The following is a 13,477-nucleotide window of genomic DNA, read 5'->3' on the forward strand; positions in this document are numbered from 1 at the left end:
GGTCATCTCCTCTCTGGAGTTATTCGTAATAGGTGTAGCCGTTGATGGAGTCGCGATAGGCGCTCATCAGGGTTTTGCGGTCCTTGGCCATCAGAGTACCGGTCGAGATCGCCTCGTCCACCATTTTGCGGAACGCGGCGACACAATCGTTGGGGTCGAACTCGACATACGACAGAACCTGGCTGATCGTGTCGCCCTCTTGCTCGTGCAGCAGGTCAAAGCCGCCGTCCGCGCGCAGGTCGATGGTAACGACGTTCGTGTCGCCGAACAGGTTGTGCAAATCGCCCAGTGTTTCCTGATAGGCCCCGACAAAGAAAACACCCATGAGGTATTCCCGATCTTCGGGCAGGGAGTGCACAGGCAGGCTGGGCGAGACACCGTCGGCCAGGATGAACTGGTCAATCTTCCCGTCGCTGTCGCAAGTGATATCGGAGAGAACCGCGCGACGATCAGGCGTTTGGTTCAGGCCCTGCAGGGGCACAATTGGGTGTAACTGGTCGATCGCCCAGACATCAGGCAGCGACTGGAACAGCGAGAAGTTGCAGTGATAGATATCGGCCACTTTCTCAAGCTGATCATCGACATCCGTGTCCAGATCGTCGCTTGCGGCCAGTGCCTTGAGACGGGCCATCAGCGACAGATAGATCCGTTCGGCGCGGGCCATCTGGCGCAGGTCCACATAGCCGCGGCGGAACAGCGCGCGCAGTTCGTTGCGGTAGAAATTCGCGTCGTTCCAGCATTCCTGCAGTCGGTCGCTGCTGAGATAGCCGTTGATCGCCGCAAGATCTGAGACCAGATGGTGATCGTCCGCTTCGACCTCTGGGCCGTTGGGCGCATCGTAAAGCGTGCTTTCCAGCACGTTGAACACCAGCATCGACGATGTCGCCACCACGGCGCGGCCGCTTTCGGTAACCAACGTAGGGTGGTTCACTTCTGCCTCATCCATCGCGTAGGCGACGGTCTCGACAACATTGGCGCAGTACTCCTCGACCGTGTAGTTGATCGAGTTCTCGGCGGCCTTCTTCTCACCTGTGTAATCCACGCCCATACCGCCGCCGAGGTCCAGATGGGTGAGCGGCACGCCTTCGCGCGTCAGTTCGGTGTAATACCGGCAGGCTTCGCCCACCGCGCGGCGCACATCGTTGACGTCCTGCACCTGCGAACCAAGGTGTGAGTGCTGTAGTTTTAGGCAATGCAGCAGGCCCGCCGCTTTCAGCTTATCCACCGTGGCGACCAGCTGATCGGTGTTCATACCAAAGGCGGACCGGTCGCCCGAACTTTCCTCCCACTTACCGCTGATCTGGTTGGTCAGTTTGACCCGCACACCGATCAGGGGTTCGATGCCCAGTTCGTTATAGACCTGGATCACCGTGTCAGCCTCTTTCGGGCTTTCCAACACAATGACCGTGTTGAACCCAATCTTGCGGCTGAGGATGGCCAACTGAATGAATTCGGCATCTTTGACGCCGTTGCAGACAATCAACGCCTCGGGGGCGAGACGGTGCGCCAGCGCGACCACCAGTTCGGGTTTGGATCCGGCCTCGAGCCCGTAGTTGTATTTCTTGCCGAACTCGACGATCCGGTCGACCACTTGCGCCTGCTGGTTCACCTTGATCGGGAAGACACCGCGATAGCTGCCCTTGTAGCCGGTGCGCGCAATCGCATCGCGAAAGCTCTCGTTAATGTGGACAATCTCGTGTTCCAGATAGGAACTGACGCGCAGGATCATCGGGGCCTTGATGCCACGTTCATCCAGATCACTGAGAATACCCGGTAAGCTGATCGCTTTAGCCTCGGGTGCCATGGGATTACGCAGACCGATTTCGCCCTGCTCCGTCACCTCAATGAGACCTTTGCCCCATTTCTCAACTCCGTAGATGGAATGCGGTGCGTCGGGCGTGTGTTTCAATCAAGTCAGTCCTTGTAAGTCAGGGTGCCAGTTTCGCGCCCGCCAATACGGCAGCTATATGATTCTTCCAAGTGTAATCTATGGGGCGGAGTTTTCCGAATTTATGCGGTAGCACGAATTGGGATCAGATGATTGTCCCATTGGCAATTAGACCGGTTGGATATTTGGGCTTTGTTTGTGGACAATTGCCCGATCACACCAGTCCCGGTTGTAAACACAAACCCGTTTGATGCGGTGCCAAGGCCGCAAACATCCTCGTGCAGGAAGACGCCATCAAGCTGTCCATCCGTGACCCGAAAACGGTGCAGGGCATTGCCGCGGGGACAGGTGATGGCGACTGTTTCGCCTGCACCGGAAAAGGCGATGCTGCCCGCATATCCCTGCAACGTGCTTTGGTCAGCGTCGGGGGCGCTAAGCAGCCGAGGGTTTTCACCACGACGATGCAGGCCCAGCAGGGGTGGTTGTTGCGATGTATCGCCCTGCCATTGCATCGCGAATCCGACCAGACCGTCGGATCGCACGGCCAGGTGGCGGATCGAGTTTTTGTGCAAGGCTTGTGGCAGCTCTACCTGCTCCAGAACCCTGCCATTTTGGTCCAGATAGGTCAAGCGCGGTTGCATCACGGGCAGGTTGAGCTTGGTTCTTCCTGTTTCTGGGTGGGTTTCGATCCCGCCATTTGCCACAACCAATGTGCGACCATCTGGCATGAGACGCATCTCATGGGGACCGACACCGCCCGAAGCGAACTCGCGAATTCGTGTGTAGTCATCTGTTTTCCAGACACCAATCACGCCCTGACCGGTCTCAAAATCGTTTTCAGTGGTGAACAGCTGTGTTCCATCGGTTGAGAACACGCCGTGCCCATAGAAATGGCGGCCTTTTGGGGCTTCTAAAACAGCGGTCTGTGTGCCGGTCGCGCAGTCGACGATGATTGCAAATGTTCCCGGACGGCGCGCAAAAGCCACCGCCTGCGCGTGGTGGGGATGCGCCGCCGCCGCGTGCCCGCGCGCGGGCAACGGCAGAGAAAACAGGATGTCGCCACCCGCGTCCATCCCGGCCAGCCGATAAGTCCCATCCGGGAACAGCGCCGCAGCAAGGTAATCCGGCGCACCGACAGCAGACCATCCACGCATGGGTGCAAGGCTAGCGGCAGCCAGCCCGGCTAGGAAGCGTCGACGGTTGGTCATGGTTCAGTCCCCGTCCAGTGAGTTGAACCCGGCATTGATGCCCAGTGTGGGGCCAAGCTCGGTCGAGGCAATGGCGCGGATATTGTTGATGGATTGCTGTAGTGCCTCAAGGCGGAACCTTCCCTGCAGGTTTGCCACCCCGGCAAACGCCGGATCGTTCAGCGACTGCGCCCGGTCGATGGCTGCAGCGAATGCGCCGTCCAGATTTGCCGCGATGTCCGGATGATCTGCCGACAGGCGCGCGGCAAGGTCACGCAAGGCGGTCAGAGACAGCTGCACGTGGCGCAGTGAACGTTCCGAACGCCGCGCCTCGGCGCGTTTGGGGCGGGGACGGTCGAAACTTCCCAATGGGCGACCAAGGCGGGTTTCGGCGGTGAATTCCAGACCGGTCGTCAGGGCCTTGTAAAGCTCTTGCATGGCTTCGTCTTCAGACCGGTATGGACTGTTCTCACCCGGGTTTGCCAATGCGCGTGCGTAGTCCGCCCAATCTGCATCAATTGCCCCGGCATTGCAGTTGATGTCTGCGGTTATGGCCTGCATCAGCGCGCAGCGATACTCGGCTCTGCCCAGATCGGTGAAGCGTGGATCGTAGAGCATCAGTTCCAGCGCGAAAAAACCGCGGCCGGCCACGGAGGTTTCCGCAAAGGCATCCGGGGATTGAATGGCTGTATCCTCAGCAGAAATCAGGCTGGACAGTGCTTTAGGGGTGAATCCCTTGGTATCGGGCCAAAACGCTAATGCAAAGGCGCGGTCCTCGACTTCGGATGGGCCAAAGCGCAGATGACTAACCGAAATCCAATCGTCAAACGCGTCGTTGTATGCATTGCGAAGCTGGGTCGAGTTCGGGTCACAATCCGCCTGCGCAGCATCGGCCAAAGCGTTGGTGGATTCTGACAGGGCGGAATAGCCGGGTAGGATATGAGCCTCGATGGCGTCGGACAGGATCGGCTCGCGATCTTGTGCGTTTGCGCCCAACGGCAATGTCAGGGAAAGAGCAAGTACGAAGGCGCGCATGGGTCAAAGGCTTTCCAAAAAACGGATAAGGGCATCGCGGTCAGGCTTAGGCATCCCGACGACCGTGTCACGCGCTGTCTGCGCCTCACCGCCGTGCCACAGGATCGCCTCGAGCAACGATTGCGCCCGCCCATCATGCAGAAACTGCGTATGGCCCGATACCTGTTGGGTCAGTCCGATCCCCCAAAGTGGTGGTGTCCGCCATTCACGACCCGTGGCGCGGGCCTCGGGCCGGTTATCGGCAAGCGCTTCGCCCATGTCGTGCAGCAGCAGGTCCGAATAGGGCCAGATCAGCTGAAAACTATGCTCGGGGCGGTCTTCCATGCGATGTGTCACGAAAGAGGGCGTGTGGCAGGATGCACAGCCGGTGTCATGGAACACCTGCTTGCCGCGCAACACCTGAGGATCGTCCAAATCGCGGCGGGCCGGTACACCCAGATTGCGGCTGTAGAACGCGACCAGATCCATGCCGACCTGATCAATTTCAAAGGTCCGGTCGTCGCCATCGCCGTGTGGAGCGTTTACGCAATCCACCTGCGCCGCCGTGCAATCGCCGTGCGCAGCCGGATAGAGGGGGCTGGAAATGCCGATATCACCGGCAAAGGCTGCAGCGGATTGCTCCATGATCGTGGGCATGCCCGCCTTATGACCAAACCGGCCCATCATCGGCGCGCCATATTCAACTGCCCATACGATGTTAGGCCGGCCGGATATTCCGTCGCCATCCTCATCTTCCGGGTCCGCATTCGACAGTAGGTCTTGTACCGGGATCGCCTCGAGCAAGCCCAGGCCGATCATCTGCGGAGCCACGCGGGGGCTGATCATCGCGTCAGGATGCAAAGGGCCATAACCCAGATCGGCAGCTTCGTACGTAGGACGCCGCAAAGTGACGACTTCCCCATCTGACAAAGTGACGGGAACGTCTTCGTAAGTGATATCAAGCCGGTACTCTGCCGGGTGGCCGGGAAGGGCCAGATCCTGCATTTGCCTGCCGTAATTCGGTTCGGGACGGGTGGCGAAGTAGTCTTCGATCTCGGCGTATCCGTCCTCGGGGGTTCCGGGGATAGACACGCGCAGGAACATCGAAATTGCGTTATCATCGGGGCCGTTGGGAGTATGCCCACGCCCGTCTTTGATGTGACAGCGTTGACAGGATCGTGCGTTATATAGCGGCCCCAACCCATCTGAGGCCAACGTGGAAGACGGGGAAGACACCCAGATCTTCTTGAACAGGCCGTTGCCGACTTTGAAGTCCAGCTCCTGCTCGAAACTCAGGTTGCCTGAGGGCTGCGAGAACGCATCTGCGTCGATGCGCGCGCGGACAGTTGCGGCCCCACCTGGCAGCTCTTCAAAGCGCTGAGGCGCGCTGAATTCGACAGGTGCGGCGGTAACCCGCGCAATCCTTGCATGTTCGTCTTCAGTTCTGGGAAGGTAGTTGAGGTGAAGATCCCGCAGCTCTGCCGACAGGGATTGGGTAGCCGCAAGCGCGGCCACCGGCAAAAGGGCAAGCTTACTCGCCTTCGTCCATTTTCGATGCGTTGAGTTGCGCATAATTGGCTTCGCCAATCCTTTCGTACAGGTCCAGCCTCGTTTCGAGGAAATCGATATGCCCTTCCTCATCCGCCAGCAATCCTTCAAACAGAGACATAGTGACGTAGTCGCCAGCGCTCTGACAGTATTCGCGCGCTTCCTTGTACAAGGCCCGGGCGTCGACCTCTGCGGCCAGATCACATTCCAACGTCTCTTTTGGGGTCTGGCCAATGCGCAACGGGTCAAGTTGTTGCAAGTTCAGGTGACCGCCCAGGAAAATGATTCGCTCGATCAGCTTGTCCGCGTGCCCCATTTCTTCGATGGATTCTTCGCGGCTTTTCTTGGCCATGTGGCCGAGGCCCCAATCCTCTTGCAGGCGGTAATGCAGCCAATACTGGCTGACCGCCGTCAGTTCATGCCGCAGAGATTTGTTGAGATATTCTATGACCTTGGGGTCGCCCTTCATCTGCATTCTCCTGTGTTGCCTCGCTGCGAAGTGCGCGAAGCTGCATCGGGACCTCCAACTTATCGCTGGAGCGCATCGAGTCTAGAAAAAGCGGCATGCACCCGCCACAATCTGCTGATTTTCCAAGGGCATGGTAGATTTTACCAGGTGTAATGACCGCGTAAGGATCAGACGTGCGCATCCAGTCGATAGCTGCGCGGATATCGTGATCCGAGATGTTTGTGCAGTGGCATACGATCATAGCAATCAGGGCTCTGAGTTGTATTTCTTACTGTATTAGTAAGTTAATTTAGAAACGTCCAGAGGCAACAGATCAAAGGTACCTCACAAGATTTGGAGGCGGTGTGAAACTGCCGCCTCCGTTTGGCGCGAACCTTGTATTTTACTGGAAGACCGCGTCTGGGTTGTCCAGGCTGTCCGAACCTTCGAACACGATCTGGTCAAGTTCCAACGTGGTCACAATGCGCTCGATCGTCTTTGTCTGATCGACCAGGCCGTTAACGCCGCCCATGATCAGCACTTCGCCGCCTTCGTTGCCGCGTTCCAGCATCTGGTCATAGGCAAATCCGGCTTCCGCGGTTGATTTCAGACGTCCCAGAGCCTGCATGGTGTTGGCCAGTTTCACCTTCATCTCCGCGTCCAGAGATGGGTCGCTGGCGATCACCAGATCCGACAGCGATGCGCCTGAAACCGGAGTGCCGTCGATGCGGGTGTAGCTGCCCAGATAGACGTTCTGAACGCCGAGACCATCGTAGTAATGGCTGTTATGTGTGTTGTCCGAGAAGCAATCATGTTCTTCCTCGGGGTCGTTCAGCATCAGGCCAAGGCGCATGCGTTCACCGGCCTGCTCACCATAAGACAGTGAACCCATGCCGGTCAGAATGGCGCTGACGCCTGCGATTTCGTCGGCAGTCAGGACTGCGCGTGCTTCGCCACCTTCGGCCCATTGCGCCGCCATCCATTCCAGATCGCTGACCAGCAGGTCAGTCGCAGCGCTCAGGTATTGTGCACGGCGGTCGCAATTGCTGTTTGTGCAGTCGTCACCCTGAACGTAATCGGTGTACGGACGGTCGCCTGCGCCCGCGCCATGGCCGTTCAGATCCTGGCCCCACAACAGGAACTCGATCGCGTGGTAGCCTGTGGCAGCATTCGCTTCGATTCCGTCGGCTTCGTGCAGGGGCTCGCCCAGCAGTTCCGGAGTGATTTCGCTGGCGTCGATGGTTTTGCCTGACAGCTCGAACGTCGGGTTGGCGATGACGTTCAGTGCGGCGAATTCGTTCTCGTCAGTTGGACCACCATAGGCTGCGTCCACATAGTCGATTAGCCCTTCGTCCAGCGGCCATGCGTTTACCTTGCCTTCCCAGTCGTCGACGATCGCGTTGCCAAAACGGTAAACCTCGGTCTGCTGGTACGGAACACGTGCAGCAATCCATGCAGCGCGTGCTGCGTTTAGTGTGGCGTCTGACGGATCAGCGATCAGCGCGTTTACTGCGGCCTGCAGCGACTTTGCCGCGATCAGGCTGTCGTCATATTTGGCTTCGGCGATGTTCGCATAGGTGGTCAGAACGTCGATCTTCGCGGGGGTTTCGGCAAATGCTGCTGTCGCGATCCCAAGGGTCAATACGCTGGTGGCGGCAAAAAATTTGGTCATGGAGGTGACACTTTCCTGTCAGAAAAAACTCACTAGCGCCGCTTCAGCGACGCGCACGCACCAAAAACTGAGTGAAATAGTAAGGTAAGTCAACCTGAGTCTTATTGTCGGAAATATATGTCGCACCCTTTCCCCATAATTGGCGGGGTAGGTGAGCCGAAGCCGCGATTGCACGGGGTTTTAATCACATTAGAATGGACTGTGTGATTCTTTGTTGGGTGGTGCTTTGTTTATGAAATGTGCAGCCATTGCTTTGATGCTGACACCGGCGATTGTTCTATCGCAAGTGCAAGGCCCTGCCCATAAACATGGTACGGGATATGTGAATATCGCCTTTTCTGATCAGGCATTTTCTTTATCCCTCAATGTGCCTTCTGCAGACATTATCGGTTTTGAAGGCCCGGCCGAAACCGATGACGATCGCGCGCAGGTGGCGGTTGCGGTATCAGACCTGTCCAAACCTTTGGGCTTGTTTGTGCTGCCGGAAGAGGCCGGATGCGTTACCGCGTCGGCCAATGTCACACTTACGGGTGAAGGATTGGGGCAGGACAATACCAACGAGTCTGCTGATCAAGATCAACATAGCGACTTTCTGGCCGACTACCTGATTCAGTGCCAAGATATTACAGCGCTGGCTAATATCCGGTTTGCGTATTTCGAACGGTTCGAAAATGCTCAGAAGTTGATCTTGCAGGTGACCCGATCCGGTCAAACCAGAACGTATGAGATAACTCGGGACCAACCGGATCTGGCAATGTGAAATGTCAAAACGCGGGCCATGCGGTCGGCCCGCGCCCATATACGATGCGAAGGGCGCAATCACACGGGCGCGACGAAAGCGCCATGGACAGCACCCATCGTGCTGTCAGTGTACGAAACGCAGTTCCGAAAAACTCTGCCGCCACTCTGCAACCTCGGCGGCGATATCCGCGCCCGCCAATCCAGAAGTGATCAATGCCGCCAACCGATCAGCGTCCTGAGACGTCATCCCCCATCTGACCAGTTCAGGCGTCCCGAACCGAAGGCCGTTCATGTCCCCTTTCACTTCGGGTGCAGGCAGTCCAATTCCGCAAGCAAGAAACCCAGCGCGGCGCAGCGTTTTGGACGCCGCTTGCCCGCCACCATAAGAGTCTGCCAACACAGCAAACTGGTGCGAGTTGGTAAATCCTTCCCGACCCGCAAAGACGGGAACACCACGAGCGTCCAATCGTTCTGCGACCGCTTGCGCCATCGAGATCATTTCGGCCGCGTATTGTTTGCCGAAATCGCGCCAGTCCAGCATTGTTACGGCCAATGCTGCAGACTTGGCCGCGTCGAAGTTTGCCGTCATTCCCGGAAAGGCAATCGCGTCGAGCTTTTGCGCAATCTCCGCGTCATTGGAGACGATCAAACCACCGGCGGGGCCGCCCAGGCTTTTGTAAGTGCTCATCGTCATGAAATGCGCGCCCTCGGCCAAAGGATTGCACCACGCTTTGCCTGCGATGATCCCGCATTGATGGGCGGCGTCGAACATGACCTTGGCCCCGATCTCGTCAGCGATCTGCCGGACCTCTTTTACGGGATGTTCGAACAGATTGAGGCTGCCCCCGATAGTGATCAGCTTGGGCCGTTCTTTCAGCGCCAACGCGCGTAGCTGATCCAGATCGACCGTATAGCCGTCACCATCCGTTGGCGCCTCAATCGTGCGCAGGCCAAACAACCCAGCACACCCCCCAAGGTGATGAGTCACGTGCCCACCAATCGAGGCTGGCGGTGCAATGATTGTATCGCCCGGCTTGCAGGTCGCCATGAACCCATAGAGGTTGGCAATCGCGCCTGACGGCACCCTGATTTCGGCGAATTTGGCTTCAAAGATCTCGGCGCAAAGCTCGGCGGCAATCACTTCAATCTCTTCAATAGCTTCCAACCCCATCTCATATTTGTCGCCGGGATAGCCCAGCGACGGCCGCGACCCGATGCCCGACGATAACAGGGCCTCGGCCTTTGGGTTCATCACGTTGGTTGCGGGGTTTAGGTTGAAACACTCTCGCTCGTGGATCTCGCGGTTCCGCGTCGCAAGATCGCCGATCCGTTTGATCAGCTCATCAGACGCGGCCTGAGACGCCTTGGCGGCGATTTGCTGAACACGGGTTTCGCACTGATCCGGGACCCAGTTTCGGTGTGTGATTGTCATGTCTGTGACCTCCTGCTTGTCACCAGATTGAACAAACGGGGCGACATCGCAAATCAGAATTGCTATTTCTTGGCGTAGAAAAACTGAGTCTAAGACAATGGCTGTTCTACCAAGACGCCCGAAAGGGCCACCGCTCAATGCACTTCGCGCTTTTGAAGCTGCAGCAAGGCTGGGCAGTTTCGTTGCTGCTGCCGAAGAGCTGAGCGTCACTCCCGGTGCGATTTCGCAACATATAAAGACAATTGAAGCGTGGGCGGACGTGCCGCTGTTCCGGCGAAACGCGCAAGGGGTTGAGCTGACCGCGCCTGGGCGCCACTTGGCCAGTGATTTCACCCTGGCCTTCGATCAGCTTGCCGCCGCAACGCAGAACCTGCGGAACCTGAGCCCGAGCGTTGAGATCCACATCGCGGCCCTGCCTTCGGTCGCACAACTTTGGCTGCCGACGCGTTTGGAGCGAATCCGAAACACTTGGCCGGACATGAAGTTCTCAGTAACGGCCATGGAAACATCGCCTCGCCTATCACGTGATCTGTTTGATCTTTCTGTCTTCATTGCTGAACCTGATGGGGCGGCTGATCAAATTGTAATCGCGGAGGATTTCATTTTCCCGGTTTGCGCGCCGGAACTGGCTGAGAGTTTCAATTTTGAATCCACCCCGCTGCTGCACGATCAGACATGGCATGATGACTGGCGGCGGTGGTCCGAGGAGACGGGGACACTCATCAGCGATCCTAACAAAGGGCCGAAATATTCGCTTTACGGTCTTGCAGTCGAAGAGGCTAAGTCCGGGGCTGGTGCCTTGATGGCGCATGGATGTCTGATCGAACCTGCGCTCAAGGCCGGGCATTTGGTGCGTGTATCGGCGCAGGCCTGCGAAACAGGCCGGTCGCTGGTGATAAACCTTCCGCATCCATCGAGGCGACGCGCGGAACTTGATGAAATAGTTGAGCTGTTGCGGGAAGATTAGTGGCAAGGGAACCAATGATCATTGCCCGCGAAGAGTAACAGAATTTTGCGAGGACTGGTTCGGACGCCCAATTTGGATGAGAACCTCACACAATAGACCTTATAATATATAAGCCCCAATACCCTCGAGGGTTAAACGGAACGGTCAGATTTACCTGCGGCATATTGGTTTGTGGACGGTGGCAAGCCCACCGTGCTCGATGTTCCAATAATCAACAACCCGACACCAACGACCGGACACTGGAACATCTGGGACACTTACTCGCCGGACAACGAGGTATCTCTCGTCGCAACCTAATGGCACTGAGCGCGACAAGCCGCGCCAGTAGCCTACCGTCAAGAGATTTGTACGTGATAGGCAAAACTGTTGCATTGCGGCGGGCCAACAGCACTCGTTCTCGAATTCTACGTACACTCAACTCGCGTCATATATTGTGTACTTTGCAGCATGCTAAAACCCATTTGGAAGGGCAGCCGAAAGTTGTTCGTTGCATTCAGAACTTACGGCGGACAGTAGACATCCGCCGCAATTGCAAAGAAGCCATCAGAAAGTGGTGCCAAAAACTTCGGTTTATGCGTTTTTTCATTCTTCAAAACGATAAAAGCGTTTTGCGGTGATATGAAACACGTCGTCATGGTCCGATTTTGAGATGATCTGTTGGTGACAGGAAACAAGATCTTTGAAAGTTGATGTTAGGCTATCAACTGGGAAATTCGATCCGAACATGCAGCGATCGCTGCCAAATTGAGACAAGCAATTTGAAACGATAGGCGCGACACTTTCTGCGCTCCAGTTGTGATCGAACATTCCAAGGCCGGAGAGTTTGCAATAGACCTGCGGAAGGCTTGACAATGCGGTCAATTCGTCAGCCCACTTTCGCAAACCTGGCGGAGTCCGGTCATACGGTGAACCTGCGTGGCACAACGCCGTCTGGGTTTCCGGAGCTTGCGCAAGGACATCTGCAGCTTGACCCATAAGTTCAGGCAGTAGTTGAAGGTCAAAGGAAAGACCGCGGCGGCCCAGTTGCTTCAGCCCAGCCAAAAACTCTGGGTTTTTTAGCAGCGAGTTCGTTCCAGTTGAGGCATCTTCGCCCGGAGCACGGCCAATAATCTGACGAACGCCACGTACAGACGGCAGGGTTTGAAGCCGGTCGAGTTGTTTGTCCAGATCATTAGCGGTCAGATCGCAGAACGCCACTTGCACCAATGGCCAGTCTGGGAAGCGGTCGGCCACTGATTGCACCCATTGCGCTTCGGCCCAGGGGTCAGCCGCGCCCACCTGAATATGGACCGAGGCGCCGAAACCCTCGGCTTTGGCATCTGCGCGAAATTCCGGCAGCAAATAGTTTCGTTGGATGGGGGAGGGGTCGCCAAAGAAACGAGCGACGCCCTTTTCCATGAGCCAGGGGTAGTTCACGGCAGACAGGTCCCACAAGTGGTGATGCGCATCTATTCTCATGGCGTTTGGATCCCCGTCGTGCGTTCCAGAATATCGACACCTTGCGCATTCCAGAAATGCAACAGGTCAATGAAGACCCAGTTTTCTGCCAGTTTGTCACCAGCGCGGCGATAGATATCGATCACCCTGAATTCGCCGGGCGTACCGGTTGCGGGCATACCCATGAACCCACCAGACGGAGTTGCCGTGAAGTTGGGCCAGCCGAAGAACCCGCCATAATGCCCCTCGGCCATGCGGCAGACATGTTTGGTTTTTGATCGTTCTGAGAAGGCGGCGCGGAACGGGCCTGAGTGCTGCCTGGCATAGCGTTCTATCGTGTAGGTCGCGCCGATCCCTTCAGGCCCCCACCAGATCATGTCTTGGTGCCAGGTTCGGGCCAATTCATCCTCAAGCGACAACCCACTGTCCCATTGGCCCAGATCCGAGATCATCGCGTTGATGACCGCCAGCGTCCTTTCGCCTTCTTCAATGGGCTGCTCGTTCAGTAGCAGACCGTTATGGGGCCTTGGTCCGGGTTGCACCAAATGCGCCGCTGTTTGCGGGGGAAACGGATTCTGTCCGGCTTGCACCATCAGGTGCGGTATGTCGAAATACATCGCTGTTTCGACAATCCTGTCACCGGCGACCTTGTAGAATGCACAATAGCGAAGGAATGCCAGCTTGCCAGTTGGGCGAATGCCCAGCCACGGTCGGTCAAACAGCCCCATCAAATGCCCCATGGACACGACCCAGACGTCAGCATCGTCCCGCAGCGAGTTTTGCCCTGCAAACAGGATATCTACACGGTTCTGCTGGCGGGTCAGGCTGCTTTTTAGTGGCTGCCAGAACTGCCCGGCAACCTGTACGGCGCCATTGATTTCGTTGAATGGGTGAAAGCCGCGCCACTTCAGATCTGGGGCGCAGTATTGGCTCATTACCTTCGGGATTTCTTGTTCTGTCGCGGAATCCAACGCGGTGTGAAACGCAGAGACGAGTTTTTTTTCTGTCTGAAAGGTCACGGTATTTGCCATTGTGATCAAAGATTTACGAGAGGCACGAAGCCGGGTTGAGTCGGGTATTTGCGTCAGTTTTGCATACGTATGCAAAAAAGTCTTGCCTGAATTGACGTATGCGAATTACAGT

At 56.8% G+C, this 13,477-nt stretch carries 12 protein-coding genes; 2 read left to right on the forward strand and 10 right to left on the reverse strand.

Features of this window, described 5'->3' with window-relative positions:
* Nucleotides 1–19: 19 nt before the first annotated feature.
* The 7 genes from speA to AC2FI8_RS18885 form a co-directional block, all read right to left on the reverse strand.
* Nucleotides 20–1,909: a biosynthetic arginine decarboxylase gene (gene speA / locus AC2FI8_RS18855; RefSeq protein WP_496780547.1), complete on the reverse strand. Its 1,890-nt coding sequence runs from the start codon at nt 1,907–1,909 to the stop codon at nt 20–22.
* 101 nt (nt 1,910–2,010) lie between these two features.
* Entirely contained in the window at nt 2,011–3,096 is a 1,086-nt protein-coding gene (locus AC2FI8_RS18860; protein WP_496780548.1) for a DUF1513 domain-containing protein, read from the reverse strand.
* Between the two features lie 3 nt (nt 3,097–3,099).
* On the reverse strand, nt 3,100–4,110 hold the full coding sequence (locus AC2FI8_RS18865) for an imelysin family protein (RefSeq protein WP_496780549.1): 1,011 nt from the start codon (nt 4,108–4,110) through the stop codon (nt 3,100–3,102).
* Nucleotides 4,111–4,113: 3 nt separating this feature from the next.
* Nucleotides 4,114–5,661, reverse strand: coding sequence for a di-heme oxidoreductase family protein (locus tag AC2FI8_RS18870; RefSeq protein ID WP_496768869.1), 1,548 nt, complete (start codon nt 5,659–5,661; stop codon nt 4,114–4,116).
* The gene (gene bfr / locus AC2FI8_RS18875) at nt 5,621–6,106 is read right to left on the reverse strand and encodes a bacterioferritin (protein WP_496780550.1); all 486 of its coding nucleotides are present in this window, start codon (nt 6,104–6,106) and stop codon (nt 5,621–5,623) included. Before bfr ends, AC2FI8_RS18870 begins: the two co-directional genes overlap by 41 nt.
* Nucleotides 6,054–6,347 (reverse strand): (2Fe-2S)-binding protein, encoded by a 294-nt coding sequence (locus AC2FI8_RS18880; protein WP_496768865.1) that lies wholly within the window; start codon nt 6,345–6,347, stop codon nt 6,054–6,056. The genes bfr and AC2FI8_RS18880 overlap by 53 nt, the downstream gene beginning before the upstream one ends.
* A gap of 141 nt (nt 6,348–6,488) precedes the next feature.
* Nucleotides 6,489–7,757 (reverse strand): imelysin family protein, encoded by a 1,269-nt coding sequence (locus AC2FI8_RS18885; RefSeq protein ID WP_496780551.1) that lies wholly within the window; start codon nt 7,755–7,757, stop codon nt 6,489–6,491.
* A gap of 232 nt (nt 7,758–7,989) precedes the next feature.
* Between AC2FI8_RS18885 and AC2FI8_RS18890 the strand changes: the two genes are divergently transcribed.
* Entirely contained in the window at nt 7,990–8,517 is a 528-nt protein-coding gene (locus AC2FI8_RS18890; RefSeq protein ID WP_496780552.1) for a ZrgA family zinc uptake protein, read from the forward strand.
* A gap of 105 nt (nt 8,518–8,622) precedes the next feature.
* Here the strand turns inward: AC2FI8_RS18890 and glyA are convergent, their stop codons facing one another.
* Complete coding sequence (glyA, locus tag AC2FI8_RS18895; RefSeq protein ID WP_496780553.1) at nt 8,623–9,930, reverse strand: serine hydroxymethyltransferase; 1,308 nt, start codon at nt 9,928–9,930, stop codon at nt 8,623–8,625.
* A gap of 97 nt (nt 9,931–10,027) precedes the next feature.
* On the opposite strand from glyA, the gene AC2FI8_RS18900 reads away from it, so the two are divergent.
* Complete coding sequence (locus tag AC2FI8_RS18900) at nt 10,028–10,897, forward strand: LysR family transcriptional regulator (RefSeq protein ID WP_496780554.1); 870 nt, start codon at nt 10,028–10,030, stop codon at nt 10,895–10,897.
* 582 nt (nt 10,898–11,479) lie between these two features.
* Here the strand turns inward: AC2FI8_RS18900 and AC2FI8_RS18905 are convergent.
* Complete coding sequence (locus AC2FI8_RS18905; protein WP_496780555.1) at nt 11,480–12,355, reverse strand: amidohydrolase family protein; 876 nt, start codon at nt 12,353–12,355, stop codon at nt 11,480–11,482.
* Complete coding sequence (locus AC2FI8_RS18910; RefSeq protein WP_496780556.1) at nt 12,352–13,365, reverse strand: nuclear transport factor 2 family protein; 1,014 nt, start codon at nt 13,363–13,365, stop codon at nt 12,352–12,354. Before AC2FI8_RS18910 ends, AC2FI8_RS18905 begins: the two co-directional genes overlap by 4 nt.
* Nucleotides 13,366–13,477: the final 112 nt, after the last annotated feature.

This window comes from Ruegeria sp. CDSB029, assembly GCF_059611125.1.

Excerpts from the sequence above, each read along its gene's own strand:
- AC2FI8_RS18860 (WP_496780548.1), bottom strand. The coding sequence starts at position 3,096 with ATGACCAACCGTCGACGCTTCCTAGCCGGGCTGGCTGCCGCTAGCCTT.
- AC2FI8_RS18865 (WP_496780549.1), bottom strand. The coding sequence starts at position 4,110 with ATGCGCGCCTTCGTACTTGCTCTTTCCCTGACATTGCCGTTGGGCGCA.
- AC2FI8_RS18870 (WP_496768869.1), bottom strand. The coding sequence starts at position 5,661 with ATGCGCAACTCAACGCATCGAAAATGGACGAAGGCGAGTAAGCTTGCC.
- bfr (WP_496780550.1), bottom strand. The coding sequence starts at position 6,106 with ATGAAGGGCGACCCCAAGGTCATAGAATATCTCAACAAATCTCTGCGG.
- AC2FI8_RS18880 (WP_496768865.1), bottom strand. The coding sequence starts at position 6,347 with ATGATCGTATGCCACTGCACAAACATCTCGGATCACGATATCCGCGCA.
- AC2FI8_RS18885 (WP_496780551.1), bottom strand. The coding sequence starts at position 7,757 with ATGACCAAATTTTTTGCCGCCACCAGCGTATTGACCCTTGGGATCGCG.
- AC2FI8_RS18890 (WP_496780552.1), top strand. The coding sequence starts at position 7,990 with ATGAAATGTGCAGCCATTGCTTTGATGCTGACACCGGCGATTGTTCTA.
- glyA (WP_496780553.1), bottom strand. The coding sequence starts at position 9,930 with ATGACAATCACACACCGAAACTGGGTCCCGGATCAGTGCGAAACCCGT.
- AC2FI8_RS18900 (WP_496780554.1), top strand. The coding sequence starts at position 10,028 with ATGGCTGTTCTACCAAGACGCCCGAAAGGGCCACCGCTCAATGCACTT.
- AC2FI8_RS18905 (WP_496780555.1), bottom strand. The coding sequence starts at position 12,355 with ATGAGAATAGATGCGCATCACCACTTGTGGGACCTGTCTGCCGTGAAC.
- AC2FI8_RS18910 (WP_496780556.1), bottom strand. The coding sequence starts at position 13,365 with ATGGCAAATACCGTGACCTTTCAGACAGAAAAAAAACTCGTCTCTGCG.